General features: G+C 63.5%; 28 protein-coding genes and 1 pseudogene. 6 read left to right on the forward strand and 23 right to left on the reverse strand.

All coding sequences use genetic code 11. The features are described from left to right. From ACKUUH_RS13615 to yajC, 5 genes are all read right to left on the reverse strand, one after another. On the reverse strand, positions 1 to 478 hold a 478-nt coding region (locus ACKUUH_RS13615), incomplete at its 3' end, for a hypothetical protein (RefSeq protein ID WP_407950459.1). 168 nt (positions 479 to 646) lie between these two features. After that, the gene (locus ACKUUH_RS13620) at positions 647 to 1,021 is read right to left on the reverse strand and encodes an Mth938-like domain-containing protein (RefSeq protein ID WP_407950460.1); all 375 of its coding nucleotides are present in this window, start codon (positions 1,019 to 1,021) and stop codon (positions 647 to 649) included. Between the two features lie 5 nt (positions 1,022 to 1,026). Further along, a complete protein-coding gene (gene secF / locus ACKUUH_RS13625) occupies positions 1,027 to 1,980 on the reverse strand; it encodes a protein translocase subunit SecF (protein ID WP_407950461.1) in 954 nt (317 codons plus the stop codon). A gap of 21 nt (positions 1,981 to 2,001) precedes the next feature. Further along, entirely contained in the window at positions 2,002 to 3,609 is a 1,608-nt protein-coding gene (gene secD, locus ACKUUH_RS13630) for a protein translocase subunit SecD (RefSeq protein ID WP_407950462.1), read from the reverse strand. Positions 3,610 to 3,648: 39 nt separating this feature from the next. Further along, positions 3,649 to 3,966, reverse strand: a complete 318-nt coding sequence (gene yajC / locus ACKUUH_RS13635) for a preprotein translocase subunit YajC (RefSeq protein ID WP_322312985.1) — start codon at positions 3,964 to 3,966, stop codon at positions 3,649 to 3,651. Between the two features lie 215 nt (positions 3,967 to 4,181). Between yajC and ACKUUH_RS13640 the strand changes: the two genes are divergently transcribed. Then, positions 4,182 to 5,042, forward strand: a complete 861-nt coding sequence (locus ACKUUH_RS13640; RefSeq protein WP_407950463.1) for an ATP-binding protein — start codon at positions 4,182 to 4,184, stop codon at positions 5,040 to 5,042. A gap of 5 nt (positions 5,043 to 5,047) precedes the next feature. On the opposite strand, the gene ACKUUH_RS13645 is transcribed toward ACKUUH_RS13640, so the two are convergent. The 13 genes from ACKUUH_RS13645 to ACKUUH_RS13705 form a co-directional block, all read right to left on the reverse strand. Next, the gene (locus ACKUUH_RS13645; protein ID WP_407950464.1) at positions 5,048 to 6,028 is read right to left on the reverse strand and encodes a LysM peptidoglycan-binding domain-containing protein; all 981 of its coding nucleotides are present in this window, start codon (positions 6,026 to 6,028) and stop codon (positions 5,048 to 5,050) included. 34 nt (positions 6,029 to 6,062) lie between these two features. Continuing rightward, positions 6,063 to 6,713 carry a protein-L-isoaspartate(D-aspartate) O-methyltransferase gene (locus ACKUUH_RS13650; protein WP_407950487.1) on the reverse strand — a complete coding sequence of 217 codons (651 nt, stop codon included), beginning with the start codon at positions 6,711 to 6,713 and terminating at the stop codon, positions 6,063 to 6,065. 26 nt (positions 6,714 to 6,739) lie between these two features. Next, entirely contained in the window at positions 6,740 to 7,540 is an 801-nt protein-coding gene (surE, locus tag ACKUUH_RS13655) for a 5'/3'-nucleotidase SurE (protein ID WP_407950488.1), read from the reverse strand. Positions 7,541 to 7,562: 22 nt separating this feature from the next. Beyond that, positions 7,563 to 8,927, reverse strand: a complete 1,365-nt coding sequence (gene serS / locus ACKUUH_RS13660; RefSeq protein ID WP_407950465.1) for a serine--tRNA ligase — start codon at positions 8,925 to 8,927, stop codon at positions 7,563 to 7,565. A gap of 139 nt (positions 8,928 to 9,066) precedes the next feature. After that, a complete protein-coding gene (gene tatC / locus ACKUUH_RS13665) occupies positions 9,067 to 9,879 on the reverse strand; it encodes a twin-arginine translocase subunit TatC (protein WP_407950466.1) in 813 nt (270 codons plus the stop codon). Further along, positions 9,876 to 10,346, reverse strand: coding sequence for a Sec-independent protein translocase protein TatB (gene tatB / locus ACKUUH_RS13670; RefSeq protein ID WP_407950467.1), 471 nt, complete (start codon positions 10,344 to 10,346; stop codon positions 9,876 to 9,878). The genes tatC and tatB overlap by 4 nt, the downstream gene beginning before the upstream one ends. Positions 10,347 to 10,411: 65 nt before the next feature. Then, positions 10,412 to 10,642 carry a twin-arginine translocase TatA/TatE family subunit gene (locus ACKUUH_RS13675; protein ID WP_322312979.1) on the reverse strand — a complete coding sequence of 77 codons (231 nt, stop codon included), beginning with the start codon at positions 10,640 to 10,642 and terminating at the stop codon, positions 10,412 to 10,414. A 215-nt stretch (positions 10,643 to 10,857) separates the two neighbouring features. Further along, the gene (gene scpB, locus ACKUUH_RS13680) at positions 10,858 to 11,682 is read right to left on the reverse strand and encodes an SMC-Scp complex subunit ScpB (protein ID WP_407950468.1); all 825 of its coding nucleotides are present in this window, start codon (positions 11,680 to 11,682) and stop codon (positions 10,858 to 10,860) included. Then, positions 11,679 to 12,602, reverse strand: coding sequence for a segregation and condensation protein A (locus ACKUUH_RS13685; protein ID WP_407950469.1), 924 nt, complete (start codon positions 12,600 to 12,602; stop codon positions 11,679 to 11,681). Before ACKUUH_RS13685 ends, scpB begins: the two co-directional genes overlap by 4 nt. A gap of 129 nt (positions 12,603 to 12,731) precedes the next feature. Next, on the reverse strand, positions 12,732 to 13,745 hold the full coding sequence (gene nagZ, locus ACKUUH_RS13690; protein ID WP_407950470.1) for a beta-N-acetylhexosaminidase: 1,014 nt from the start codon (positions 13,743 to 13,745) through the stop codon (positions 12,732 to 12,734). Continuing rightward, complete coding sequence (locus tag ACKUUH_RS13695; RefSeq protein ID WP_407950471.1) at positions 13,742 to 14,581, reverse strand: SPOR domain-containing protein; 840 nt, start codon at positions 14,579 to 14,581, stop codon at positions 13,742 to 13,744. The genes nagZ and ACKUUH_RS13695 overlap by 4 nt, the downstream gene beginning before the upstream one ends. Then, positions 14,581 to 16,332, reverse strand: a complete 1,752-nt coding sequence (gene argS, locus ACKUUH_RS13700; RefSeq protein ID WP_407950472.1) for an arginine--tRNA ligase — start codon at positions 16,330 to 16,332, stop codon at positions 14,581 to 14,583. Before argS ends, ACKUUH_RS13695 begins: the two co-directional genes overlap by 1 nt. An 83-nt stretch (positions 16,333 to 16,415) precedes the next feature. Then, positions 16,416 to 17,606 (reverse strand): deoxyguanosinetriphosphate triphosphohydrolase, encoded by a 1,191-nt coding sequence (locus tag ACKUUH_RS13705; protein ID WP_407950473.1) that lies wholly within the window; start codon positions 17,604 to 17,606, stop codon positions 16,416 to 16,418. A 142-nt stretch (positions 17,607 to 17,748) separates the two neighbouring features. Here ACKUUH_RS13705 and erpA point away from each other — a divergent pair, with 142 nt between their 5' ends. Together erpA and xth are read left to right on the forward strand one after the other, a co-directional pair. Then, entirely contained in the window at positions 17,749 to 18,111 is a 363-nt protein-coding gene (gene erpA / locus ACKUUH_RS13710) for an iron-sulfur cluster insertion protein ErpA (RefSeq protein WP_407950474.1), read from the forward strand. Between the two features lie 186 nt (positions 18,112 to 18,297). Further along, positions 18,298 to 19,080 (forward strand): exodeoxyribonuclease III, encoded by a 783-nt coding sequence (gene xth, locus ACKUUH_RS13715; RefSeq protein WP_407950475.1) that lies wholly within the window; start codon positions 18,298 to 18,300, stop codon positions 19,078 to 19,080. A 196-nt stretch (positions 19,081 to 19,276) separates the two neighbouring features. Here the strand turns inward: xth and ACKUUH_RS13720 are convergent, their stop codons facing one another. The 3 genes from ACKUUH_RS13720 to ACKUUH_RS13730 form a co-directional block, all read right to left on the reverse strand. Then, a complete protein-coding gene (locus ACKUUH_RS13720; RefSeq protein WP_407950476.1) occupies positions 19,277 to 19,717 on the reverse strand; it encodes a nucleoside deaminase in 441 nt (146 codons plus the stop codon). Positions 19,718 to 19,751: 34 nt separating this feature from the next. Then, on the reverse strand, positions 19,752 to 20,513 hold the full coding sequence (locus ACKUUH_RS13725) for a cache domain-containing protein (protein WP_407950477.1): 762 nt from the start codon (positions 20,511 to 20,513) through the stop codon (positions 19,752 to 19,754). 142 nt (positions 20,514 to 20,655) lie between these two features. Continuing rightward, positions 20,656 to 22,173, reverse strand: a complete 1,518-nt coding sequence (locus ACKUUH_RS13730) for a M81 family metallopeptidase (protein ID WP_407950489.1) — start codon at positions 22,171 to 22,173, stop codon at positions 20,656 to 20,658. Positions 22,174 to 22,299: 126 nt separating this feature from the next. Between ACKUUH_RS13730 and ACKUUH_RS13735 the strand changes: the two genes are divergently transcribed. From ACKUUH_RS13735 to ACKUUH_RS13745, 3 genes and pseudogenes are all read left to right on the forward strand, one after another. Further along, a complete protein-coding gene (locus ACKUUH_RS13735; RefSeq protein ID WP_407950478.1) occupies positions 22,300 to 22,683 on the forward strand; it encodes an EthD domain-containing protein in 384 nt (127 codons plus the stop codon). A gap of 79 nt (positions 22,684 to 22,762) precedes the next feature. Further along, positions 22,763 to 23,043: pseudogene (locus ACKUUH_RS13740) on the forward strand (type II toxin-antitoxin system RelE/ParE family toxin). Positions 23,044 to 23,061: 18 nt separating this feature from the next. Next, positions 23,062 to 23,361, forward strand: coding sequence for a HigA family addiction module antitoxin (locus ACKUUH_RS13745; protein WP_407950479.1), 300 nt, complete (start codon positions 23,062 to 23,064; stop codon positions 23,359 to 23,361). Between the two features lie 51 nt (positions 23,362 to 23,412). On the opposite strand, the gene ACKUUH_RS13750 is transcribed toward ACKUUH_RS13745, so the two are convergent. Together ACKUUH_RS13750 and ilvD are read right to left on the reverse strand one after the other, a co-directional pair. Then, positions 23,413 to 24,168 carry a tetratricopeptide repeat protein gene (locus ACKUUH_RS13750; protein ID WP_407950480.1) on the reverse strand — a complete coding sequence of 252 codons (756 nt, stop codon included), beginning with the start codon at positions 24,166 to 24,168 and terminating at the stop codon, positions 23,413 to 23,415. A 187-nt stretch (positions 24,169 to 24,355) separates the two neighbouring features. Further along, complete coding sequence (gene ilvD, locus ACKUUH_RS13755; RefSeq protein ID WP_407950481.1) at positions 24,356 to 26,086, reverse strand: dihydroxy-acid dehydratase; 1,731 nt, start codon at positions 26,084 to 26,086, stop codon at positions 24,356 to 24,358. Positions 26,087 to 26,090: the final 4 nt, after the last annotated feature.

Raw genomic sequence — 26,090 nt, forward strand, 5'->3', positions numbered from 1 at the left:
TCTTCTGGTTCGGCCAGATCACGAACCAGACGTTGAACCACATGATCGTGCCGAGCCACATGCCGATACCGATGGCGATGTTCTTCGGGTTTGCGAAACCCTCGCTCGCGCCGAGTGTCAGCGCCTCGATGAGATAGAAGTTCATGGCCGCGAGGATGAGGCCCGTAACGATGGTCGCCATGGCGCCCCAGCGGAACCAGAACAAGGCGGCCGGCGCGATCACCTTGCCGATGGCAGGCTTCTGATCGTCCGGAATCTTCGGCATGTTCGGGATCTGCACGAAGTTGAAATACCAGAGCAGGCCGATCCACATCACGCCGCTGATGACGTGAAGCCAGCGGAAGATGAACGCCCAGAAGTTGTGGCCGAGCGCATAGCCTTCCCAGCCATTGAAATTGAGATAGAGCAGCAGTAGGACCGCTGCGAGCACGAAACCGGCAATGACCGTGTTCCGCAGTGATGTCAGTATTGTTGCCATGGAGAGTTCCCCTCTGATTGCCACCCGCCGCAGACGCGGCCGGCGGAGACGGCAAGACGCGCTCCCTGACCCCGGGATGGCATGCCTCATCATCGTGCGACTCAATGTCGCCATCTGCGGAAAAGCTAGGAGCTTCCGGGAAAAAAGCCAAGCCCGGCAAAACCCTACTCAGGCTACGGCAATGAATGCCGCCGCGATTCGCCGATTTTCGGAGAGCATCATGTTGTAGGTGCGGCAGGCCGGGCCTGTCGCCATGACGTCGGGGAAGATGGCGTGCGACTCAAGCCGCCGCTTCGCATCGGCGGAAAGGCGGAGTGTATTCTCGCCCGATCCGATGATGAGAAAATCGAAATGCGCGGCTGCCTCGATAACCGGCGCGAGCGACGCGGGCGTTATCTCCTCGACCGATTTCGGCATCCATGGATAGAGGCCAAGCGGCGTCACGACGATCGAGCCTTCGAAGCGCTGGTCCGCTAGACGGAAGCCACCGTCGCCATAGGCGTCGACGGGCGGCTGCCCCTTGAAGCGCGGTTTCGTACCCATGGAGGTCAAGCCTCGCCGGTGGCCTTTTCCTTCGAGACGCCGCCGAGCCCGCCATTCGTCGCATCGCGCGAGACGCCGACGGCGAGAAGCACCGGCCCCGCGATGAAGATCGAGGAATAGGTGCCGATGAAAATGCCGAAGATCATCGCAAAGACGAAACCGCGAATGACTTCGCCGCCGAAGACGAAGAGTGCGAGGAGCGCCAGAAGCGTCGTGCCCGACGTCATGACGGTGCGCGACAACGTCTGGTTGACCGAAAGATCGATGAGTGCCGCGAGGTCCATCTTCTTGTACTTGCGCAGGTTCTCGCGCACGCGATCGAACACGATCACGGTGTCGTTCATCGAATAACCGACAATGGTGAGAAGTGCGGCAATGGACTGCAGGTTGAACTCGATCTGCAGGAGACAGAAGAGCGCAATGGTCGCGAGCACGTCGTGCACCAGCGCGACGTCGGCACCGAGGCTGAACTGCCATTCGAAGCGGAACCAGATGTAGAGGAGCATCAGCGCAACCGAGATCAGGACGGCGAGAATGCCATCCTCGACGAGCTCGCCGCTCACCTGAGGTCCGACGACCTCGACGCGACGATATTCGACGCCGTCGCCGAGTACGCCCTTGATCTTCTCGACCACAGCCTGCGAAGCCCTGTCGGCGTCGTCGCCTTCCGGTGCTGCCACGCGGATCAGAACGTCGTCTGCCTGACCGAATTCCTGAATTTGAACTTCACCGAGACCGAGCCCGCCGAGATCGTTGCGGATGCTGCCGATATCGGCAGGACCATCGGTCGCGATTTCGATGAGGATACCGCCCTTGAAGTCGATGCCGAAATTGAGCCCCCGCGTGACGAGCAGCACAACGGCGGCGATCATCACGACGAGCGAAAGCCCCACCGCCACATAGCGCCAGCGCGAAAACGGGATTTTCGTGTCGTCGGGAATGAGCTTGAGATGTCTCATGATGTCATGTTCTCCCGGCGCTCACAGAACCAGAGCCTTGGGCCGGCGGCGGCGCAACCAGACCGAGACCATGTAGCGATTGACGGTGAAGGCCGTGAAGACCGATGTGACGATACCGATGCCGAGCGTCACCGCGAAGCCGCGCACCGGACCCGACCCCATCTGGAAGAGGATCGCGGCCGAGATGAGCGTGGTGATGTTCGCGTCGAGAATGGAGGAAAGCGCGCGGTTGTAGCCGGACTCGATTGCGGGGATCGGGCTCTTTCCCGCCGCAACCTCTTCTCTTATGCGCTCATAGATCAGCACGTTCGCATCGACCGCCATGCCGATGGTCAGCACGATACCGGCGATGCCCGGCAGCGTGAGCGTTGCCTGCAGCACCGAAAGCACGGCGAAGACCATCGCGATGTTCAGAATGAGCGCGACATTGGCAAGGATGCCGAAGAAGCCGTAGCTCGCAATCATGAAGGCAATAACCGCGAGGGAGCCGATGATCGCCGCGATCTCACCGGCACGGATGGAGTCCGCACCGAGGCCCGGACCGACGGTTCTTTCCTCAAGGACGGTGATCGCCACAGGCAGCGCGCCCGAGCGAAGGAGGATCGCGAGATTGTTCGCTTCCTGCACCGTGAAGTTGCCGCTGATCTGGCCCTGCCCGCCCATGATCGGCTCGCGGATGACCGGCGCGCTGATCACTTCATTGTCGAGCACGATGGCAAACGGCCTGCCGACGCTGTCGCGGGTCACCTCGCCGAACTGGCGCGCACCCGTCGCATCGAAACGGAAGTTGACGACCGGTGTTCCTGAACGCTGATCGAAGCCGGGTTGCGCATCGACGAGACGGTCGCCGCCGACCATGATCCGTCGCTCGACCAGCACCGGCGTCTTCGGCTGGTCCGACGTGTAGAGGAGTTCGGTGCCGGCAGGTACCGTCCGCGAGGCAAGCGCCTGCTGGCCAGACATGGCATTGCTGACGAGGCGGAAGTTCATCTTCGCCGTCTTGCCGAGCAGCGCTTTCAACTGGCTCGGATCGTCCAGCCCCGGCACCTGAACGAGGATGCGGTCGATACCCTGCTGCTGAATCACGGGCTCGGTCGTGCCGAGTTCGTCGATACGGCGGCGGACAATCTCGATCGACTGCTGCACGGCGGACTGGACGCGGGCGCGCTTCGCCGCCTCGCTGAGCACCAACGAAATCTGCTGACCGTCGGCCGTGATCAGAAGGTCGCGCTCCGGCAGCGTCGAGAACTGGTTACCCGCGACGATCGAAGAGAGCCCGTCGATCGCCTCCTTCGCCTTGGCGGCATCCGCAGCGTTCGTGATGTTGACGACGACGCTGCCATCCTTGATGCCGAGGCCGGTATAGGGAACGCTAACGTCGCGCAGCGCGCCGCGCACTTCGTTCACGAGCCCCTGCAGACGTTCGCGCACGAGGGCATCGGTCTCGAGGCCGAGCAGCATGTAGGAGCCGCCACGCAAGTCGAGACCAAGATTGATCTGCTGATGTGGAAGCCAGGCAGGTACGTCCTGAAGTTTCGACTTCGGCACGAAGTTGGGCGCCGTGTAGACGAGCCCCGCAACGCAGAGAATGTAGATCAGAACGATCTTCCAGCGGTCGAAATGCAGCATGGCGGCTTGCCCCCTCCCGGGTGGCTGTGAGCGGGCGGCTTAGGACGGGGAATTCGTGTTGGCGGGTACGGGCTCGGATTTAGAGCGAACCTCGCTCAGCGTGCCCTTGACGACGCGAACGCGGACGTTTTCGGCGATTTCCACCGTGATCTCGGCATCGTCCACCTTGGTCACCTTGCCGACGAGACCGCCCGCCGTCACCACCACGTCGCCGCGGCGGACATTGGAGACCATTTCGCGATGCTCCTTCACGCGGCGCTGCTGAGGACGCAGCACCAGGAAGTACATGATCGCGAAAAGCGCAATAAACGGAAAAAGCTGGATCAGAAAGTCCGAAGCGCCGCCGGCTCCACCCATAGAAGTCTCCTGTTCTGGCCGTTCGCACGGCGGAACCGCTTGAACCAAGGGCCGCCTCGCACTGATTTGCGCGGGACTATACCGGCCAACCGGGCAATTGCAAACAAGCCCGGCCACCCGGCGTGGACGCAGCTAAGTTTTGGGATATACAGGGATTTCCCGGGTCCGGCCCGGGCCCCTATCCCGGTTCACGCCATCCCTTGCGAGCACCGTCCATGACCGACATAACCGAATCCGCCGGCCTTCTGAAGCGCATCGCCGAAGCGCTCGAAAGGCTCGCCCCGCCGCCCGCCCCCACGACCGGGCTCGACGAGGCGGATGCGTTTGTATGGAACGCGGAGGAAGGACGGCTCGACCCGGTGGCCGAGGTCGCCCGCGTCGACCTCTCGCTCATCAAGGGTATCGACCGTGTCCGCGATATCCTGCTCGACAACACCCGCCGTTTCGCCGGGGGCCTGCCGGCGAACAATGCGCTCCTCTGGGGCGCGCGCGGCATGGGCAAGAGCTCCATGGTGAAGGCAGCCCACGCGGCCGTGAACGCGGAAACGCCCGGTAGCCTCATCCTCATCGAAATCCACCGCGAGGATATAGAGACCCTCCCCCGCCTGATGACGCAGCTTCGCGCGCATGAGCGCCGCGTCGTCATCTTCTGCGACGATCTCTCCTTCGATCACGACGACACCAGCTACAAGTCGCTGAAGGCCGTCCTCGAAGGCGGCATCGAGGGCCGCCCTAAGAACGTGATTTTCTATGCGACCTCGAACCGGCGGCACCTGATGCCGCGCGACATGGTGGAAAACGAGCGTTCGACCGCCATCAATCCCTCGGAGGCCGTGGAGGAGAAAGTCTCGCTCTCCGACCGCTTCGGGCTCTGGCTCGGCTTCCACAATTGCAGCCAGGCCGACTATCTCGACATGGTGGCGGGCTATGCGGCGCATTACAGGTTGAAGATCGAGCCGGAAGCGCTGGAGGCTGAGGCGATCGAATGGTCTGCCACGCGCGGCTCGCGGTCAGGCCGCGTGGCCTGGCAGTTCATCCAGGATATTGCGGGCCGCCTCGGACAAACGCTCGGCTGAATGGGTTAGCGGCCGATCACCGATTGCGGGTCGATTGCCTTCGCGCCCTGGCGGACCTCGAAATGGACCTGCGGCGTCACCACGCTGCCCGAATTGCCCGCGAGCGAAATCGTCTGGCCGCGCGTGACCGTGTCGCCACGGTTCACCAGCAGCTTGCTGTTGTGCGCATAGGCCGTCATCCAGCCATTGTCGTGGCGGACCAGCAGCAGGTTGCCATAGCCTTTGAGCTCATTGCCCGAATAGGCGACGACGCCGCTTTGCGATGCGCGCACCGGCGCACCCATTTCGGCGGCAATATTGATGCCGTCATTGTGGAGACCGTTCGCCTTCGGCCCGTAGGTCGATAGGATTTTGCCTTCGACCGGCCAGACGAAACTCCCCGTCGCCGCGGGTGGCGACGGCAGCGGGTCTTTCGGCACAGTGACGTTCGATGCCGTTTGAGCGGGCGCGGCGGAAACTGTGTCGGAGGGCCGCGCAAGCGGCACCCGACCACCGGCAACAGCGGAAGAAGGAGCGGCGTGCGCCGGCTCGCGTGAGGGCACCTGCAGTTTCTGGCCGACCTTGATGGTGTAGGGCGCGGGAATGCGGTTGAGGCTTGTGAGCGAGGTCACATCCACGTTGTACATGCGCGAAATGCTGTAGGCCGTCTCGCCGCGCTGCACGACATGGAAACGCCCGGCAGGAATTTTCAGCCTCTGCCCGACCTTGATCTCATAAGGCGGGCGAAGGCCGTTGCTGTCGATGAGCGAACGGATCGGCAGATCGTGTGCGCGGGCAATGCTGTAGACGGTGTCGCCGCGCCGCACGACATAGGTGCCGCCTGGAGCCACGCTATCGACCGGCCGGGAAATGGGGGTCGCGCCCCTGCGTGTGCCCTGCTGCTCGTCCCACCAGGGCCGGTCGCTGCCGCAGGCACCGGCAAGACCGAGAAGCGCAAGCGCAACGGCCAGCCTCGCCCCTCTCCGCATCCGTTCGCGCCGCGTCATCTGGCCTCGCTGCCTCCGCGTCCCGAAACCGCTTTCAGGACTCCTTTGCCACGCCTTCCACGAGCGGCACAAAACGCACCGGCAGAAGTTCCTCGCGTTTCACACCATCCCCCGTCCGCTCGATCCGTACAAGCTTCTGCTCCCCCCGGGCACCGGAAGTTGCAACGGGAACAATCATCAACCCGCCTTCCTTCAACTGATCGACGAGCGCCAGCGGAACGGCGGGCGCCGCCGCGGTGACGATGATTCGGTCGAAAGGCGCCTGTTCCGGCCAGCCCTTTGCCCCGTCGCCCACCTTGGCCGTGATGTTGTGGATCCGCAGATCCTCGAAGCGCTTGAGCGCATCGTTGAGGAGCGTGCGATAGCGCTCGATGGTGTAGACGCGCCGGCAGAGACGGGCGAGCACCGCCGCCTGATAGCCCGACCCCGTCCCTACTTCGAGCACCTTCATGCGTTCGCCGACGCGAAGCTGCTCCGTCATGTAGGCGACGATATAGGGCTGGCTGATGGTCTGGCCGCACTCGATGGGCAGCGCATGATCCTCATAGGCCTGCTTGCGGAAGCTGCCGGAGATGAACTTTTCGCGGGGCACGCGCTCGATGGCGGACAGCACGCGGTTGTCGCGGATGCCCTGCCGCCGCAGCCCCATGATGAGTTCGATCTTCTCGTGCTCGATTTCGTCCATGGACGTGTCTTCGCTCACGGCGCCGGTCAGGAGGACTTGCGCCGCTTGCGCACGGGACCCGCAAGCGAACCGAGCGCCTCGTTGAGCGCTTTGGAGGTCCGTTGATGGGTAAGGTCCATGTGGAGCGGCGTGATGGAAATACGGCCTTCATAGATCGCGCGAAGGTCTGTCCCTTGCGGCGGATTGCTGAGGATACGCTCGAAGCCGAGCCAGTAATAGGGATTGTTGCGCGCGTCGATGCGCTCTTCCACGCGGACCAGCGACTGATCGCGCTTGCCCTGCCGTGTCACTTCGACGCCAGTGACGGAACCGGAAACGACATCGGGAAAATTGATGTTGATGAGGATTTCTTCCGGCCACCCGGCGGCGACAAGCTTCTTCAGAATATCGGGCGCAAACTCCTCCGCGGTCTTCCACTTCACATTCGTCTGACCGGAGAAGCCGAAGGCCTGGCTGAGCGCGATGGACGGGATGCCGAGCTGTGTGCCCTCCATCGCAGCGGCGATGGTGCCCGAATAGGTCACGTCGTCGGCGATGTTCTGGCCGCGGTTAATGCCGGAAAGGACGAGATCCGGTTCAGCGTCCTTCATGATATGGCGCACCGCCATCAGCACGCAGTCGGACGGCGTTCCGCGCACGGCATGACGCTTCGGCGCCAGCTTGCGCACGCGAAGCGGATTGGCGAGCGACAGCGAATGCGCCGAGCCGCTCTGCTCCTCCTCCGGCGCGACGACCCAGACGTCGCGGGAGAGCTTGCGCGCGATCTTTTCCAGCACTTTGAGGCCGGGCGCATGAATGCCGTCGTCATTGGTGACGAGGATGCGCAAATCGCCGGATTTGGATTTTGCTTTAGCCATGAGGCGCAATGACCTCCAGCCCGCCCATGTAAGGCTTGAGCGCATCGGGAATGGCGATGGAGCCGTCCTCCTGCTGGTAGTTCTCCATGACCGCGACGAGCGTGCGCCCGACGGCAAGGCCGGAACCGTTCAGCGTGTGAACGAAGCGCGTGTTCTTCTCGCCTTTCGGCCGGTAGCGCGCATTCATGCGCCGCGCCTGGAAGTCGCCGCAGACCGAGCAGGACGAGATCTCGCGATAGGCCTTCTGCCCCGGCAGCCAGACCTCGATGTCGTAGGTCTTGCGCGAGGCAAAGCCAATGTCGCCGGTCGACAGCGTCATCACCCGGTAATGGAGGTCGAGGCGCTTCAACACCTCCTCGGCGCAGGCAAGCATCCTGTCATGCTCGGCGAGCGAGGCTTCCGGCGTCGTGACCGAGACGAGTTCGACCTTGGAGAACTGGTGCTGGCGGATCATGCCGCGCGTATCGCGGCCGGCAGCGCCTGCCTCAGCGCGGAAACAGGCCGTGTAGGCGGTGAAACGCTTCGGCAGTTCTTCTTCCGAGAGGATGCTCTCGCGCACGAGGTTCGTCAGCGGCACTTCGGCGGTCGGGATCAGCCAGTATCGATCTGCATCACCAAGCTGCTGCGTGACAATTCGACCGACGTGAGTATCCGGCGCCACCTCGGCTGCCAACAAGTTTGAGGCCGCGTAAGTCGCAAACTGATCATCGAAAAACTTCGGCAATTGCGCCGTGCCGAACATCGCGTCGTCGCGCACCATGAGCGGCGGCATGACCTCGGTGTAGCCGAACTCCGACGTGTGGAGATCGACCATGAAATTGCCGATGGCGCGCTCGAGCCGGGCGAGCGGTCCCTTGAGCACCGTGAAGCGCGCGCCGGACATCTTTGCCGCCGTCTCGAAATCCATGAGGCCCAGCGCCTCACCGAGGTCGAAATGTTCCTTGGCCTCGAAGTTCATCTCCCGGGCGCTGCCATGGGTATGGTGCACCACATTGGCGCTCTCGTCGGGGCCGACCGGCACCTCGTCGAGGGGAATATTTGGGATCGAAGCGAGCGCGGCCTGAAGCTCGGCATTGGCTACCCGCTCCTCCTCCTCGCCGGCCTGAATGCGGCCCTTGAGGGACGACACCTCGTCCATCAGCTTCTGCGCGAGCGCATCGTCCTTCTTCGCCTTCGCCTGTCCGATCTGCTTCGAGGCGTCGTTGCGGGCCTGCTGCATTTCCTGCAGCGAGGTGATGATTTTCCGCCGCCGCTCGTCGATCTCGATGAGGCGCGCGGACTGAGGCGCGAGCCCGCGCTTCGAGAGCCCCGCATCGAACCCCTGAGCGTCGTCGCGAATGGCCTTGATGTCGAACATGACAACCTGAAAGTGATGAGATTTCCGGAATGCCGGAGCACGAAATACGGCCGAATCGGCCGCAGGACGCACCCCGCCCGCTTGTCGCGCCCTGTATACGCGGAAGGGCCGAAAGCGTCCAGACGAGGCCCGGGAGAGGTTACGCCTCGCCCTCCGCCATTTCGGCTTCGGCCTTCTTCTTTTCCGTCCATGCGACGGTGAAGATCGAAATCTCGTAGAGGAGCAGCGTCGGAACGCCGAGCGCGATCTGGCTGAAGAAGTCGGGGGGCGTCAGGAAAGCCGCCACGGCAAAGATGATGACGATGGCATAGCGCCGGCCCCGCCTGAGCTGCGCGGCATTCACGATCCCGGCGCGCGCGAGCAGCGTCAGGATCACCGGCAACTGGAAGCAGATGCCGAAGGCCAGGATGAAGGCCGTGACGAGGTTCAGATACTCGCTGACCTTGGGCAGGAGTTCGATTGTCGCCGCGCCTTCGCCGCCCGACTGCTGCATGCTCATGAAGAAATTGAGCGCAATCGGCAGCGCGCCGAAATAAACGAGCGCCGCGCCCGTCAGAAACAGAACCGGCGTTGCGATGAGATAGGGGACGAAGGCACCGCGCTCGTGCTTGTAGAGCCCCGGCGCGACGAACATGTAGACCTGCGCCGCGATGATCGGAAAGGCGATGAAGATCGCCCCGAACATCGAGAGCTTGAGCCTGGTCAGAAAGAATTCCTGCGGGGCTGTGTAGATGAGATGGGCTCCGCCCTCGGATGTCACAATCCGGTTATAGGGCTCGACCAACAGGTTGAAGATGTCGATGGAGAAATAGAAACAGATACCGAAGCCGACCGCAAAGGCGAGCAGAACCTTGATGAGGCGCGAGCGAAGCTCAATCAGGTGATCGAGCAGCGGCGCCCGCGAGGCTTCGATCTCGTCGTCGGGATCGGGCTCGGCAGGAGACACGCTCATTCGCCGTCCCGCTTCGTTTCGGGGCTGCTGCCGACGGACGCTGGTTCGCCCGCACCATGAGCCTCGACGGCTTCCGCCTCGCGGATCGAGTCCGCGATGCCGTCGGAGACGCCGCTGGTGTCGAGAGGCTCGGCCCGCTCTTCCTCGGCCTTCGCCGCAGACGCGGCGGCCGCCTCGGCGCCCGCTCCGCCGCCACCGATTTTCAGCGGCTTGTCGATTTCGCGCTGGAGCGAGCGCATGGGCTCGGTGACATGGCCGCGAAGGCTCGAAACCTCCTTGCGCAACTCCTCAAGCTCGGTTTCCCGGGCAAGGTCCTCGAAGGAGGTCTGGAACTCGCGCGCCATGGCGCGAACCTTTGCCACATACTGGCCAGCCGTGCGCATCATCTTCGGCAGGTCCTTCGGGCCCACGAAGACGATGGCGATGACCACTAGGGCCAGCAGTTCTGACCATCCGATATCGAACATGTGAGGTCCTGAAACGCCTCAGTCCCGCGCCACGCAGCGCGGGAACTCTGGCCGGTCCCTGGCAATCAGCCGTGGGAGGCCTTGTTTTTCGACTCCGTGCTCTCCTCGCGGGAGACCGTTGCGTCGATCGTCTTGGGTTCAGGCTTGGCCGACGGGTTCTCGTCTTCGTCGGAAAGCCCCTTCTTGAAGCTGCGGATACCCTTCGCGACGTCGCCCATCATGTCGGAAATCTTGCCCCTGCCGAACAGCAGCACGATGAGGACGAGGACGATGAGGATTTGTGTCCAACCCGGCATTTCTGTCTCCAATGGCAGAGGGTTCGCCCCCGCCTTGCTCGAAATAAAGCACTACCTTGCGCCAATATGGGCGCTCCGTGCCGAAATTGCGATATCAAACCGGTCCGGCAGACGCGCGCCTCTTTCGAGACGCTCCATTAACCAAATACTCCAACCACCTGACCCAAATGGCGTTCAGCCCCACACTTCAGAGACCAGGTGAAGTAACGCGGGTATCAATCGTCTTCGCTCGTTTCCTGCTCCAGATGATCGTCGAGCGCGGCGCCGTATTCCTCTTCGGTCTCGAACTCGCCGTCACCCTCGCCGCCCGTATCCGAAGGGTTCGGAATATCGAAGCCGGGCGGCAGGCGCCCATCGAGAAGGCCGGCAGCCTTGAGTTCGTCCATGCCAGGCAGATCGCCGACACTCTCAAGCCCGAAATGGACGAGAAAGTCCTCCGTCGTACCGTAAGTCACGGGACGGCCGGGGGTGCGTTTGCGGCCGCGAAGCCGCACCCAGCCTGTCTCCATCAGAACGTCGAGCGTGCCTTTTGACACGGAAACGCCCCGAATCTCCTCGATCTCGGCACGCGTCGCCGGCTGGTGATAGGCGATGATCGCGAGCGTCTCCATCGCAGCCCGCGAAAGCCGCCTCTGCTCCACGGCCTCCCGTTCCATCAGGAACGAAAGGTCGTCCGCCGTCCGGAACATCCATTTATTGGCAATGCGAACCAGGTTTACGCCCCGGCTCTCATACGCCTTCTGAAGGTCCTCGATGACCGCGCCGACATCGGCGCCGTCTGGCAGGCGGGCCGCAATGCTGTCGATGTCGAGCGGCTCGGCCGCCGCGAAGAACAACGCCTCCGTCATGCGCATGAGCTGCGCATGCTCGGTCGCGTTGACCGGGAACTTGACGACGTTCTCCGCCTCCGGCTCCGCCGCGTCGCCCTCTTCAGGGGTTTCCGCGTCCGTGCCGTCTTCCTCGTCCTGTTCCGGTTCCTGCTCGTCGGCTGCCATGTCGATATCGCTTTCGGCTTCGCTCAGGGTCGTCTCGTCATTCATTCTTCGTGGTTCTCTGACGTGTCGGCCGCTCCGGCCGGCTGTTGATCGGGGCTTGGCTCGCGCCGCCGGACGAAGACGGGACTGAAGGCCCCCGACTGCCGGATCTCCATGAGGCCATCCTTGGCAAGCACGAGCGCTGCGCTGAGCGTGCTCGCAATCGCCGAACGCCGGAGCGCGGGGCTCATTTCCTCGAGCGGCAGGTAGCCGTCGATCCGCCCCCAGTCGAACATCATGCCCATCATGCGCTCGAGCCGGTGCCGTGCGGCCTCGATCGCCATGATCGGCAGGCGCTTCGGCTCCCATTTCGTCTCATGGCCCTTGAGCCGCTGATCGGAATAGGCCTTCAGGAGGTCGAAAAGCGTTCCTTGATAATGGCTCGTCTTGATGAGGCGAATGCCCTCCGGCGCGCCGCGCGCGAAAACATGCATGCCCATCCGGCATTGCCGGCCGAAGATTTCCTGGCTCACCTTGCGCATCGCTTCGAGGCGCTGGAGCTGGAAGGCAAGCCGCGCGGCGAGCTCGACACCGGACGGGCCTTCCTCTTCTTCCGGAGGCGGCAGCAGGAGCTTCGACTTCAGAAAGGCCAGCCAGGACGCCATGACGAGATAGTCGGCGGCAAGATCGAGCTCCATCCGCCGCGCCTGCGTGATGAAGTCGAGATACTGCTCGGCAAGCTTCAGGATCGAGATCCTGGTGAGATCGACCTTCTGGTTCCGCGCAAGCGTGAGCAGCACGTCGAGAGGCCCCTCGAAGCCGTCCAGATCGACGATCAACGTATTTTCGCCGGCCTCCTCCGCGGGGCCGCGCGGCGGACCTTCCTCGAATGACGCAGCCGTGCCGGCATCGGCGGCCCGATCGGGCTGCGCGTCGCCGTCTGCGTCGCTTTGAGGAGGCGCCTCGGTCATGACTGCCTGCTGCATCCGGTCCAAATTCTTGAGTTCCCCGCGCCCCTTAGCCGATCCTGCCCGGCGGCAAGGGACGAATGGCCTTTATACCCTTCGACCAAAGGCGCGGGTACCCCGTTTCTCGGCTTATCCCCAGCGATCTTGTCAGGCGAGCGACATGAATTGGCTGAATTCGGCGAGGGCCGAATCGGTATCCAGAGGCTCGGAGGGTGAAACATGGCGGGCAAGCGCCGCCTCGGCGCGGGCAAGGCTCTCTCCGCGAAGCATGGTCGCCGCCGCCGCCACAGCCTCCATTTCGGCCATGTCGCCATTGCAGTGGAGGACGAGATCGCAGCCCGCCGCGAGCGCGGCCCTTGTCCTCTCCGCCAGCCCGCCCCGGAGCGCTTTCATGGAGAGGTCGTCCGACATGAGAAGCCCTTCAAAGCCGATGCGGGTCCTGATCGTGTCGCGAATGACGGCCGCCGATGTGGTGGCCGGGTTGTCGGGATCGAGCGCTGTGTAGATCACATGAGCGGTCATGGCGAACGGCATGGTCCTGAGAGCGCGGAAGGGAGCGAAATCCATCCGGGCGAGTTCGTCGAGCGAGGCATCGACGACGGGCAGTTTTTCGTGGCTGTCCACGCCTGCGCGCCCGTGCCCCGGAATGTGCTTCACCACGGGAAGGACGCCGCCCGCCATGAGACCTTCCGCCGCCGCAAGACCGAGCGCCGCCACGGCCCCCGGCTCGCCTGCATAAGCCCGGTCGCCGATCACGTCATGGGCGCCCGGCACCGGCACGTCGAGCACCGGCAGGCAGTCCACCGTGATGCCGGTGCTCCGAAGTTCGGCGGCCATCAGCCGCGCCCCCAGATATGCCGCCCGGAGGCCCTTCTCTGCATTGCGCTCGTAAACTTCGCCGTAACGCCGTCCGGCCGGCCATGACCGCCAGTGAGGCGGCCGCAGACGTTGCACTCTCCCGCCTTCCTGGTCGATCAGGATTGGGGCGTCATGCCCTGCAGCCTCGCGGAGCGAAGCCGTCAAATGCAGCACCTGATCGGGAGACACGATGTTGCGCGCGAAAAGAATGAAGCCCCATGGGCATGTTTCGCGGAAGAAGGTTTTCTCGTCGGCGGAAAGTTCGGGACCGGCGCATCCATAGATTGCCGAGCTGACGCTCACCTCGGCCTCACGAGACACCCTTGCCCCTTCGCATCAAGGCTGGCGCACAGCGCATCCGCCGCTGCCTTGTCCATGTACCCCGCCCGAAGACGGAAATAGATGCCCTTGTCGCCGAGATCCGCGCGCTGAATGTCGCTGGTGAGCGAGCCGAGCAGGTCCGGATATTTCCCTTGCAGCTTGCGGAACGCATCCTGTGCCGACGGCTCGTCGCGGAAGGCCGCGAGCTGGACGACATAGCCGCCCGACGTGGCAGCGGGTGCGGGCGGCGCTTCCTGTGCGGCGGGCGCCGGCGCCTGAGCCGCAGGCGCTTCTTCGACAGGCGCGCGTTCCTCGACTGGAGCGGAGGGCACCGTCTCGATGGGCGCGGTTTCGATGCCGCTCGTTTCGAGTGACTGTGCCATCCGGTCCAGCGCCTGCTGATCCTGCGATGGCGGAATGGCCGAGTTGTCGATCGCCAGAGGCTCTTCGGCGGGCGGCAGCAATTGTTCGCCCTCGCTTGGCTCCGGCTTACCTTCTCCCCCGATGCGGTTGTAGACACCGGCATCCTGATGCGGAAACGTCTTGCCGCCCGGATTGGCGGGCAGCTCCTTTGCCGGCCCGCCATCGGCGCGAAGAATTGGCGGTGCCCCGTCCGGCCCCTGTTGCGAACCCTGGCGGTAGGCCAGAAACACAACGCCCGCAAATACAGCGAGAAGCGCAACGACGCTGAGAAGCATCAGGCTCCGGCGTCGGCCACCGGTTCCTTCTTCCTCGTCTTCGTAGCCTTCATAGTCCTCGATGTCGGGATCGATGTCGTATTCCGGCTCCTCGTCCCAGCCGTCATCCTTGTGCGACATCAGCGCATCTCCTCGATCGGCTCCACCCCCAGAACCCCCAGACCGGACGCGATGACGTGCGCGGTGGCACGAATCAGCGCGAGCCTTGCAAGCGTAGCATCCCTGTCTTCCGGCAGGATGAAACGAAGCGACGGTTCGTCCTTGCCCTTGTTCCAGAGCGCGTGGAAAGCAGAGGCAAGATCGTAGAGATAGAAGGCAATGCGGTGTGGCTCATGGGCGAGCGCCGCCTGTTCGACCTGCCGCGGAAAGGCCGCCATCAGCCGCATCAGCGTCATCTCGGCCTCATCGCCGAGCCGGCCGAGAGAGGCATTCGCGAGGGCGCCGTCCGAGAGATCGTAGCCCCCCTCCTCGACCGCCTTGCGCAGCACGGAGTGAATGCGCGCATGGGCGTATTGCACATAAAACACCGGATTATCGCGCGACTGCTCCATGACTTTCGCAAAGTCGAAATCGAGCGGTGCATCGTTCTTGCGCGTGAGCATCATGAAGCGCACGACATCCTTGCCGACTTCGTCAACCACGTCGCGCAAGGTGATGAAATCGCCCGACCGTTTCGACATGCGCACGGGTTCGCCGTTCCGGAACAGCCGAACCATCTGGCAGACCTTTACGTCGAACTCCGCTTCGCCGCCGGTCACGCCCGCGATCGCCGCCTTCATGCGCTTGATGTAGCCCGAGTGATCGGCGCCCCAGACATCGATCATGGTGCGGTAACCGCGCTCGAACTTGTCGAGATGATAGGCGATATCCGGTGCGAAATAGGTCCAGCTTCCGTCGGACTTTTTCAGCGCGCGGTCGGTGTCGTCGCCGAATTCGGTCGAACGGAAAAGCGTCTGCGGCCGCGCTTCCCAGTCGTCCGGCAATTCGCCCTTCGGCGGCTCCAGCGTGCCGATATAGATGAGGCCCTTGTCCTCGAGCGTCTTGAGCGTCCGCTCGATAGCGCCGGACTTGTGAAGCGAGAGTTCGGAAAAGAAGACTTCATGCGTGATACCGAGCACCGCGAGATCGCCCCGGATGAGCTCCATCATCGCTTCGACGGCAGCCTCCCGCGCGATCTGCAGGGCTTCCGGTTCGTCCTTCTCGAGAAGGTCCTTGCCATAGGCCGCCGCAAGCGCAGCGCCGACGGGCTTCAGATAATCGGCCGGATAGAGCCCTTCCGGAATTCCGCCGATGTCGTGGCCGAGCGCCTCGCGGTACCGCAGGAAGGCGCTGCGCGACAGGACCTCGATCTGACCGCCGGCATCGTTGATGTAGTATTCGCGGCAGACGCGATACCCGACCTTTTCGAGAAGGTTCGCGAGCGCGTCGCCAAACACCGCGCCCCGGACATGGCCGACATGCATCGGCCCCGTCGGATTGGCGGAGACATATTCGACATTGACGGCCTCGTCCTTGCCGATATCGCTCGCGCCATAGGAAGGACCGGCGCGCAGGATGTCCGGCACGCGCGCGAGCCAGAAGGCCGGTTCGAGACGAAGGTTGATGAAACCCGGTCCAGCGACCGAAACTTCCGTTACCGCTTCTTCCGTCGAGAGACGCGCGGCAAGCCTTTCGGCGAGATCGCGAGGCTTCGCACCGGCGGGCCTGGCAAGCACCATGGCGGCATTCGTGGACAGGTCGCCATGAGAGGGATCTCGCGGCGGCTCGACAGCGACGCGCGTGTAGTCGAGGCCCGGCGGAAGCACACCTTCCTTGACCAGGCCTTCCAGCGCTGCCTCTACCCGCCCCTCGAAATACCGGAAAATGTTCATTGCCGCCGTCACTTGTCTCGTTTTCCGGGACCCTTCCCGGACGGCGCGCACTCTAGCCGCCGCACCCCCGCGTTTCCAGTCCCTCAGGCCCGGGGATCGTGGAGGTCGAAAAGGCGCTGATGCTCCTCGATGGCGAACTTGTCGGTCATGCCCGCAATGAAATCGCAGACCCGGCGGGCAGTCTTGAAGCCTTCGGCGCCATCGCAGCCCTGCTGCCACTCGGGTGGTAGCTGGTCCGGCGCATGGTGAAGCAGCGCAAAGAGGTCGCGAACGATGCGCTGCGCCTTCCCCATGGAACGGTTGACGCGGTAGTGCCGGTACATGCGCTGGAAGAGAAAGGCCTTCAGCGCGGCATTGTTCTCCGTCATCTCCGGCGTGAACGCGGCAACCGGCCGGCCGAGTGCACGCACCTCGGCGGCTGACGAAGGTTTGGCCGCTTCGAGGCGCCGCTTCGTCTCCGTCAGCAGATCGGAGATCATGGTGCCGATGAGCTCGCGAACGGCCTCATGGATGACGCGCGGCTCTTCGAGACCCGGATACCGGTCGATGACCCGGCGGAAGACATCTCCGACAAGCGGCAGCGCCATGAGGTCGTCGATGGAAAAGAGCCCGGCGCGCAGGCCATCGTCGATATCGTGATTGTTGTAGGCAATGTCGTCGGCAAGCGCGGCGACCTGTGCCTCCGGTCCCGCGAAGCTGCCGAGTTCGAGATCCTGCGTCTCCGCATATTCGACAATGGCGCGCGGCAAATCCTCGAGCCAGCGGCCCGGTCCGATGAGCGGACCGTTGTGCTTCACCAGGCCTTCAAGCGTTTCCCATGTGAGGTTGAGACCGTCGAACCGCGCATAGCGGTGTTCGAGCTTGGTGACGATCCGCAGCGTCTGCGCATTGTGGTCGAAGCCGCCGTAATCCTTCATGCAGGCATCGAGCGCCGTCTCGCCCGCATGGCCGAAGGGCGTGTGGCCGAGATCGTGCGCAAGCGCCAGCGCTTCGGCAAGGTCTTCATCGAGCCCGAGCACGCGGGCGATGGATCGCGCGATCTGCGAAACCTCGAGCGAATGGGACAGCCGCGTGCGGTAGTTGTCGCCCTCGTGATAGACGAAGACCTGCGTCTTGTATTTGAGGCGGCGGAAGGCACCGGAATGGATGATCCGGTCCCTGTCACGCTGGAAGGCCGTCCGCGTGGCGCTTTCGGCCTCTTCGAACAGGCGGCCGCGCGTCTCTCCGGCCTTGGTCGCATAGGGAGCTGTCGCGGCTGGATTGGCGATCGGCACGAAAAACCCTTGAATCTGTATGGTGTTAGCCAGAAAAGCCGGTTTGAAAACCGGCCGCCGGGCGCTTACATATCTGCTAAGGCAAATCTAGTATGGTTGAAAGCCGAAAGCTTGCTTTTCGGCGGCGGCCTTGGGATTGGACATGACGGACACCGCAACGCTCGAACCGGCAACGGCAAACGCACCGATCACGCTCACCGATCGCGCGGCGAAGCAGATCGCCTCCATCCTCAAGGGTGAGGAGGAAGGCACGGTGCTGCGCGTGGCCGTACAGGGCGGCGGCTGCTCCGGCTTCCAGTATGGCTTCACGCTGGACGACACCCGGTCGGACGACGATCTGGTGCTGGAAAAGAACGGCGTGACCGTGCTGATCGACAATGTCTCGGTGAGCTACCTCGCCGGCTCCGAGATCGACTATGTGGACGATCTCATCGGCTCGGCCTTCAAGATCAACAATCCGAACGCCACCGCCTCCTGCGGCTGCGGGACGTCCTTCTCCATGTGATGCCGCTGCCCTCCCCCCGTATTTAAGTCCACACGGGAACAATTGGAATTTCACCTCTTCGCCGCTGCGCGTATTCTCACGCCATATAGCGATTCTGTTTGAGTAGGGGTGTGTGCTGATGATTTCCTGCCGGGGGAGCGAGACCGCGACTGCAACAACCAGCCGAAAAGAGCTGAGAGGAGCGTCATGAAGATCGCAAGTTTCAATGTCAATTCCGTCAAGGCGCGCCTTGGCAACCTCGTCGAATGGTTGAAGGAAGCCGATCCGGACGTCGTCTGCCTGCAAGAACTGAAATGCCTCGATGAGGCGTTTCCGCGCGGCGAGATCGAGGACCTCGGCTACAACGTCGCGACGCATGGCCAGAAAACCTATAACGGCGTCGCGATCCTCTCCAAGTCTCCGATGGAAGACATCGCGCGTGGCCTGCCGGGCGATAACGCCGACGACCAGGCGCGCTACATCGAAGCCGTGATACCGGCAGGCAAGACCGTGCTTCGCGTTGCCTCGATCTATCTGCCGAACGGCAACCCCGTCGACAGCGACAAATTCGAATACAAGCTGCACTGGATGGACCGGCTGATCGACCACGCAAGCAAGCTCCTTTCCTACGAGGAGCCGCTGGCGCTGGCCGGCGACTATAATGTCATTCCGTCGGCGGACGATGTGCACGATCCGCAGGCCTGGGCGAACGACGCGCTCTTCCGGCCCGAGACGCGCGCGAAGTTCCGTGAACTGATCAATCTCGGTCTGACGGACGCCTTCCGCGCCTGCCACCGCGAAGCGCATCGCTACACTTTCTGGGACTATCAGGCCGGCGCGTGGCAGAAGGACAACGGCATCAGGATCGACCATATCCTGCTCTCGCCCCAGGCCGCCGACCGGCTGAAGGCAAGCGATATCGACCGCAACGTCAGGGGCCGCGAGAAGCCTTCGGACCACGTTCCGATCTGGGCCGAACTCGACCTTTGAGGGACGGATTTGTCCCCGGGCGCGGGGATAAATACCGCCGACTGTTATCAAAATGTCATCGAACCGTTACAATTCACTTTCCGATCAGAGCGGAAATAAATAGTCCCCGGTTTCGGGAAGCGGGCCTCGACGGCGCGGGCGGGGATAAGGTGTGCGGAAAGCGCCGTGAGGGGGGACAAAAAAATACCCCCGGTTTTCAGGGCACGCCGATATCCTCGTTCCAGAGTTCGGGCCTTGCCTCGATGAAGCCGCGCATGAGCGCAATGCACTCTTCGTCCTGGAGGAGGTCGAGTTCCACGCCACGCAAGCGCAGAAGCGCTTCCTCGCCCATGAAGGTTAGGTTCTCGCCGATCACCACTTTCGGAATGCCATAAAGGAGGACCGCGCCGCTGCACATGGCGCAGGGCGATAGCGTCGTATAGAGAACGGATTGCCGATAGACGGAGGCAGGCAGGCGCCCCGCATTCTCCAGCGCATCCATTTCCGCATGAAGCACGGCGCTTCCGTTCTGGACGCGGCGATTGTGACCGCGGCCGACGATCGTCCCTTCATGGACGAGCACCGACCCGATCGGGATGCCGCCTTCGGCAAGCCCCTGCCTCGCCTCGTCGAGCGCGGCCTTCATGAAGCGATCCATCGTCTCATCCCCGCAAGCGGAAAGCCGCGTCCGCCTAGTCTTCTATCCGTACAAGGACGAAATGCCATCCCGTGGCGTCCGACTTGTTGAAGACGCCGACGCGCTTCGTCCCGTCGAACTCATACTCGACCGTGCCGCGCGGCTTCGAAAGGATCGTCTCGACCGCCGTCCTGAGCGTAGGCTCACCGAGGTCGGAAGGATACTGGAACATGCGTTTCGGGTCTCGGTGGATAGCCGCCTGCCCGTTTGCGTCCAGTGCATAGAAAGTCAGGTCGTCGGGGAGCTTCGCCGTTTTCGTAACGAGCTCCGAGACGAGCAGCGCCTCAACGGAAACGCCGATCATGGCGACGACCTCACCCTCGTTCAAAACCGGTGTCGCAACGATGATGGAGCGAAGCCCGGTCGACTTGCTGACGACCAGGGTGCCTTCGACATCCTCACCCGCCAGCAGCTCCGGAAAGTAGGAACGGTCGCTCAACGTTTGAGTGCTCGGACCGTGCGCCGTCGATGCGTAGCTGCCATCGGGCAGTGCGAACCAGACGGTCGCGTCCGTCGGCAGGTCCTCGCTCAAACGCATGAGCGCCGGTTCGACGGCCGTCCATTCGCCCGTCTGCGCTTCCGGTGTGACCGCGAGCGCCCTGACGCTGCGCAGGACACCGGCAAGGTGTTCCTCGACGAGGCCCTGATAGGCGTCGAGCGTCGTATGGGCATCGACCTCGAAGGCGGAGCGGGGCGCGGCGAGAGCCGGCGCCGCCATGAAGGCGAAGAGAAAGCCCGAAAGAAGAATGTGCCGCATCATCCCACGTTCCTCCATGCGCTATGAAACACAACTCACGCGGAAAGGACGGAGCTTGCGCCCGCACTTCGCCGCACATGATCGGTAGCGTATCGCAGCGGCAGGATCATTGACGGGAATCAACGGCCAAATGGACCGGTTTTCAGGACACCCCGAACCCCTCCCCCATCGGCGTGACGCGCAGGCCCTTGCGGAGCCGCGTGAACGGCAGCTTGGCAAGGTCCGCCGTGTTCGGCCCAGGGCTCTCCACGACGAGAACCTCGCTCGCCATCGGCCCGAAATCGGCGCGGAAATGGACCGAACTCTTCACGACGAGAATGCCGAGCTCGCGCGGGTCGAGGCCGGTGTGGCGGATCATCTCCTTGTCGGCGCACTGGCCCTTGCGCGAGGCGACGACGACCTGCACCCCGCCTGTCCGTAGGCGGACGGTTCTCCCCAGCGACATGCGCGAGCCGCCATAAAAGGGGCCGGTCGCCAGGAACTCGCCATCGGTGATGCGCATCACTTCGAACTCGACCTCGATCGGGTGCTCGCCGGGGGCGCCACCGGTCTTCGCGCCGAGCGCCAGCACAACGCGCGCGCCCTCGCCCGCTTCCGCCGCACGCGCAGCACTTTCCGGATCGAAGAGAACGGCGAGGCAGGCATTCTGTGCGTCCTGCGCGATCAGCTCCGACAGAATGCCGACCGTATCGCCATTGCCGCCCGCCCCCGGATTGTCCTGCGTGTCGGCAAGAACGATGGGGCCCCTGCCGGGCGCCGAATGGGCGATGGCATGAGCGACCGCATCGCGCGCCGACCAGAGCTTCTCGCGAAAATCGGGCTCCGCTTCGCGCGCCGCATCCGCGATCCGCTGCGCGGCCTCGGCTGCCGCCGCTTCCGTGTCGGCATAGGCGACGACGACCGGCCCGCATTCGGGAATGTCGACGGGCGGAAAACCCGTGGTGAAGGAGATGCTGCTGACGCGGCCATTGCCCGACACATGGCCCTCCGCCTCCGAGACGAGCCCGTAGATACTGGCGGCAGGTTCGATCAGCGTGCATTGCGCGGTGAGCGGAATGAGATAATCGAGGCGGCGCATCGCCTTTGCCTGCCGCGCGCCGGACGTCACGAGACGGAACAGATGCTCCGCCGTCCGTGCGCCGGTTTCGGCCATGTCGACATGCGGATAGGTGCGATAGGCGATGAGCGCATCCGCCTCGCCGACCATCCGCGCGGTGACGTTGGCGTGAAGATCGAGGCTCGCGACCAGCGGCACGCGGGGGCCGATGGCGGCACGGACGCGGGCGAGGATTTCGCCCTCGCCATCGTCGAAATGTTCCGTGACCATGGCGCCGTGAAGATCGAGATAGACGGCATCGAAGCTGCCCGCCGCCGCGAGGTCTTCCAGCATCATCGCCATGATGCGCTCGAAGGCGTCTTCGGTGACATGGGCGGACGGCGTTGCCGAGCACCAGACGAGCGGCAGGAGCGTGTTGCCGGGGGACGCCGCATCGATGAAGCCGGCGATGGGGACGTTCATGCCCTTGAAGGCGGAAAGAAGACCCTCGCCCCGCTGGAGCGCGGGCCAGGAATCCGCCTGTTCGAACGCGGCATAGTCCGCCTTGGTGGGCGCGAAAGTATTGGTCTCGTGCTGAAAGCCGCCGACGGCGATGCGCATGATCTTCCTTCAATTTCGAATGTCACCCCGGCGAAAGCCGGGATGACAGCTTTATATTTGGCGGCGCAGAACGCAAACTCAGGCTTAGCAGAAATCAAAGCCAGAGAAGAAACAACCGGGGGGACCATCATGATCAAGCTCACCTTCTGCCTGACGAGGCTGCCGAAGCTGACGGTCGAGGAATTCCAGGACTATTGGTGGAACAAGCACGCGCCGCTGGTGAAGAGCCATCGCGAGGCGCTGCGCATCAAGCGGTATGTGCAGATGCATTCCGCCAATCCTGCCCTCGCCGAAGCCCTGCGTACGTCGCGCGCCGGCGGGCTCGACAAGGCACCCGCGGTCTATGACGGCGTTGCGCAACTCTGGTGGGACAGCCTGGACGATATCGCCGCCGCCATGACGACGCCCGCAGGTGCCGAGGCCGGACGTCAGCTTCTGGAAGACGAGGCGAAGTTCATCGACTTCTCGAAATCGCCGCTCTGGTTCGGCGAGGAGAAGGTGGTGTTTGGGTAAAACGGCCGCGTATCATATCGTGATACAAAATCCTTGCGGCACGAGATGTATCATACTATGATACATATGAGGTTGAGGGATGATCCAGAGCTACCGGAATAAATTGACAGAGGCCGTTGCCAGCGGCGCGGTCAAGAAGGGGTTTCCGAGAGAACTGGTGAGGCGCGCCCAATTGATGCTGACCCTTTTGCACCATGCAAAGGAACTGAACGATCTGCGCTCGCCGCCCGGCAACAGACTTGAAAAATTGTCTGGCGACCGCACGGGGCAATATTCGGTCCGCATCAACCAGCAATGGAGGATTGCTTTGTCTGGGGAGAAGCCGGTCCGGAGGATGTGGAAGTGACGGATTATCACTGACGAATGAAAGACGGACACATGGCACGCGATCTTCTTCCGCCCGTTCATCCGGGTGAGATACTGAGAGAAATCTATCTGGAGCCGCTGGGCCTGAGTGCTGGAGCATTGGCCAAGAAACTCGGCGTGCCTCGGACGCGGATCGAACGCGTGGTAGCCGAAAGGACGGCAATCACGCCGGATACGGCGCTGCGGCTGTCGAAGTTCTTCAATACGACGCCGGAACTCTGGATGAACATGCAAACGAGTTACGACCTCAAGATGGAAGCGAAGGCCAAGAAGGTGGAGCTTGCTCGTATCGAGCAGCTGAAAGTGGCGTAGCGAAGACAGACGCCGCCTGTTGCAGTTGCCGAAGCCCGCAATTTTCCGCCCTTACGCACCGCCGTGCGAGGCAATCCAGGCGTCGGCCATGTCGCGCGCCTTGTCCTTTTCGCCGGGCTTCAGCCATCCCTCGTATTTCGCCATGAGTTCGTCGGCCGCGGCGCGCTGATCGGGTGTGCCGAATCGGTTGGCGAGCAGGAAATAGCCCCAGCCGTCGACGCGGTCTTTCGCCACGCCCTCGCCTTCCATGTGGATGCGGCCAAGCTCCGCGAAGGCCGGCGCATAGCGTTTCTTCGCCGAGAGTAGCAGCCAGCGCAGGCTCTCGGTGCGGTCGAGCGGCGTGCCCCAGCCGTTCCGGTGCATGACGGACACGTAGTATTGTGCATCGCCGCGCTGCGCGAGCGCGCCCGCCTCGAAGCTTTTCAGCGCCTGCGCGTAATTCTGCTTGAGGCCGATCTGTTCGTTGCCCTGCAGATAGATTTCGCCGAGGCGAACGGCGGCGGCGGGCTGGCCGCCGCGCGCGGCGAGGAGCAGGTATTCGTAGGCTTTCGCATCCGACTGCGTCACCCCGCCGACACCCTTGTCGTAGAGATTGGCGAGAATCCATGCGGCGCCGGTATGGCCTTCGCCGGCCGCTTCCTGCCACTCGGTGACGGCGGCTTCCATGTCGCCGGAACGCTGCGCGGCGACGCCGCGCTCATAGGCCGCTTCGGCCTGCGGCGATGGCGCCGCGAAGACGGCGCCCGTGACGGCGAGATTGAGGCCGAAGGCGGCGGCGAGGACGGCGAGGCTCTTGCGGACGGTCATGAACACTCCTCAGTGAATACCGGGGCAGTCTGCCGGAAAAAGCGCCGCGCGTCATGGGGTTAGGCCAATCCAACAATCGTCATGGCCCGCTTTATGCGGGCCATCCACGTCTTCCTAAATGCAGAAAAGACGTGGATGACCCGGACAAGCCGGGTCATGACGGTTTTTTGGGGTGAAGCTGCGTTCCCTAGATATCGGCGTAGACGTGTTTCTCCGCCTTCGCGCCGGGATGCGTCACCGCGCCGTGGCGGGCGGAACCGACGAGCTGGGCGTATTTCCAGAGCGCGCCCGAGGCGTACATGGTCTCGCGAGGGCGCCACGACTTGTGGCGTTCGGCGAGCACCGCCGCGTCCACCTCAAGGTCGATCGTGCCTTCCCCGGCGTCGATGGCGATGATGTCGCCGTCCTCGATCAGCGCGATGGGGCCGCCGGCGGCCGCTTCCGGCCCGACATGGCCGATGCAGAAGCCGCGCGTTGCACCGGAGAAGCGCCCATCGGTGATGAGCGCGACCTTGTCGCCCATGCCTTGGCCGTAGAGCGCGGCGGTGGTGGAGAGCATTTCGCGCATGCCGGGGCCGCCTTTTGGGCCCTCGTAGCGGATGACGAGAACCTCGCCTTCCTTGTAGTTGCCTTTCTCGACGGCGGCGAAGGCTTCCTCCTCGCTGTCGAAGCAGCGCGCGGGCCCGCGGAACTTCAGATGGCCCTTCTCCATGCCCGCGACCTTCACGATGGCCCCGTCCGGCGCGAGCGATCCCTGAAGCCCGACGACACCGCCCGTCGGCGAGAGCGGATTGGAGACCGGACGGACGACCTTCTGGTCGGGGTTGAATTTCACGTCCTTGAGGTTGTCGGCAAGCGACTGGCCCGTGACGGTAAGGCAATCGCCATGCAGGAAGCAGCCATCGAGCAGGACCTTGAGGACGAGCGAAACGCCGCCGGCCTCGAAGAGATCCTTCGCGACATAGGTGCCGCCCGGTTTCAGATCCGCGATATAGGGCGTCTTCTTGAAGATTTCGGCGACTTCCATGAGGTCGAAGTCGATGCCGACTTCATGGGCGATAGCCGGAAGGTGGAGCCCGCCATTGGTCGAACCGCCTGTCGCGGCGACAATCACCGCCGCATTCTCGAGCGCCTTGCGGGTGACGATGTCGCGCGGACGGATGTTGTTGGCGATGAGGTGCATGACGGCGCGGCCCGACGCTTCGGCGTATTCGTCGCGGCTCTCATAGGGCGCGGGCGCGCCGGCCGAACCCGGCAGCGCAAGACCGACCGCCTCGGAGACGCAGGCCATGGTGTTGGCCGTGTACTGGCCGCCGCAGGCACCGGCGGACGGACATGCGACGCATTCGAGCGCGTGAAGTTCCTCGTCCGGCAGATTGCCGGCCGCGTGCTGGCCGACCGCCTCGAAAACATCCTGAACCGTGACGTCCTTGCCCTTGTACCTGCCGGGCAGGATCGAGCCGCCATACATGAAAACGGAAGGCACGTTGAGACGGACCATCGACATCATCATGCCCGGCAGCGACTTGTCGCAGCCCGCAAGGCCGACCAGCGCGTCGTAGCAATGGCCGCGCATGGTGAGCTCGACCGAATCCGCGATGAGGTCGCGGCTCGCGAGCGACGACTTCATGCCCTGATGGCCCATGGCGATGCCGTCCGTCACCGTGATGGTGCAGAACTCGCGCGGCGTGCCGCCGGACTGGCTGACACCGCGCTTCACCGACTGCGCCTGGCGCATGAGCGCGATGTTGCAGGGAGCCGCCTCGTTCCAGCAGGTCGCCACGCCGACGAAGGGCTGGGCGATCTCTTCTTCGGTGAGGCCCATCGCGTAATAGTAGGAACGATGCGGCGCGCGCTCCGGCCCGACCGTGACGTGGCGGCTCGGCAGCTTCGATTTGTCGAATGTCCTGTCGGTCATGCGC

Source organism: Parvibaculum sp. (assembly GCF_045863935.1).
Classification (GTDB): domain Bacteria; phylum Pseudomonadota; class Alphaproteobacteria; order Parvibaculales; family Parvibaculaceae; genus Parvibaculum.

What these genes read in the sequence shown, in the direction of transcription:
- secD (WP_407950462.1), bottom strand. Translation starts at nt 3,609, where the DNA reads ATGCTGCATTTCGACCGCTGGAAGATCGTTCTGATCTACATTCTCTGC.
- yajC (WP_322312985.1), bottom strand. Translation starts at nt 3,966, where the DNA reads ATGGGTGGAGCCGGCGGCGCTTCGGACTTTCTGATCCAGCTTTTTCCG.
- ACKUUH_RS13695 (WP_407950471.1), bottom strand. Translation starts at nt 14,581, where the DNA reads ATGTCGCACAAGGATGACGGCTGGGACGAGGAGCCGGAATACGACATC.
- ACKUUH_RS13675 (WP_322312979.1), bottom strand. Translation starts at nt 10,642, where the DNA reads ATGCCGGGTTGGACACAAATCCTCATCGTCCTCGTCCTCATCGTGCTG.
- secF (WP_407950461.1), bottom strand. Translation starts at nt 1,980, where the DNA reads ATGAGACATCTCAAGCTCATTCCCGACGACACGAAAATCCCGTTTTCG.
- ACKUUH_RS13735 (WP_407950478.1), top strand. Translation starts at nt 22,300, where the DNA reads ATGATCAAGCTCACCTTCTGCCTGACGAGGCTGCCGAAGCTGACGGTC.
- ACKUUH_RS13645 (WP_407950464.1), bottom strand. Translation starts at nt 6,028, where the DNA reads ATGACGCGGCGCGAACGGATGCGGAGAGGGGCGAGGCTGGCCGTTGCG.
- tatB (WP_407950467.1), bottom strand. Translation starts at nt 10,346, where the DNA reads ATGTTCGATATCGGATGGTCAGAACTGCTGGCCCTAGTGGTCATCGCC.
- serS (WP_407950465.1), bottom strand. Translation starts at nt 8,927, where the DNA reads ATGTTCGACATCAAGGCCATTCGCGACGACGCTCAGGGGTTCGATGCG.
- ACKUUH_RS13685 (WP_407950469.1), bottom strand. Translation starts at nt 12,602, where the DNA reads ATGCAGCAGGCAGTCATGACCGAGGCGCCTCCTCAAAGCGACGCAGAC.
- ACKUUH_RS13745 (WP_407950479.1), top strand. Translation starts at nt 23,062, where the DNA reads ATGGCACGCGATCTTCTTCCGCCCGTTCATCCGGGTGAGATACTGAGA.
- ACKUUH_RS13620 (WP_407950460.1), bottom strand. Translation starts at nt 1,021, where the DNA reads ATGGGTACGAAACCGCGCTTCAAGGGGCAGCCGCCCGTCGACGCCTAT.
- scpB (WP_407950468.1), bottom strand. Translation starts at nt 11,682, where the DNA reads ATGAATGACGAGACGACCCTGAGCGAAGCCGAAAGCGATATCGACATG.
- ACKUUH_RS13640 (WP_407950463.1), top strand. Translation starts at nt 4,182, where the DNA reads ATGACCGACATAACCGAATCCGCCGGCCTTCTGAAGCGCATCGCCGAA.
- xth (WP_407950475.1), top strand. Translation starts at nt 18,298, where the DNA reads ATGAAGATCGCAAGTTTCAATGTCAATTCCGTCAAGGCGCGCCTTGGC.
- tatC (WP_407950466.1), bottom strand. Translation starts at nt 9,879, where the DNA reads ATGAGCGTGTCTCCTGCCGAGCCCGATCCCGACGACGAGATCGAAGCC.
- ilvD (WP_407950481.1), bottom strand. Translation starts at nt 26,086, where the DNA reads ATGACCGACAGGACATTCGACAAATCGAAGCTGCCGAGCCGCCACGTC.
- ACKUUH_RS13720 (WP_407950476.1), bottom strand. Translation starts at nt 19,717, where the DNA reads ATGGATCGCTTCATGAAGGCCGCGCTCGACGAGGCGAGGCAGGGGCTT.
- argS (WP_407950472.1), bottom strand. Translation starts at nt 16,332, where the DNA reads ATGAACATTTTCCGGTATTTCGAGGGGCGGGTAGAGGCAGCGCTGGAA.
- erpA (WP_407950474.1), top strand. Translation starts at nt 17,749, where the DNA reads ATGACGGACACCGCAACGCTCGAACCGGCAACGGCAAACGCACCGATC.
- ACKUUH_RS13750 (WP_407950480.1), bottom strand. Translation starts at nt 24,168, where the DNA reads ATGACCGTCCGCAAGAGCCTCGCCGTCCTCGCCGCCGCCTTCGGCCTC.
- ACKUUH_RS13650 (WP_407950487.1), bottom strand. Translation starts at nt 6,713, where the DNA reads ATGGACGAAATCGAGCACGAGAAGATCGAACTCATCATGGGGCTGCGG.
- ACKUUH_RS13725 (WP_407950477.1), bottom strand. Translation starts at nt 20,513, where the DNA reads ATGCGGCACATTCTTCTTTCGGGCTTTCTCTTCGCCTTCATGGCGGCG.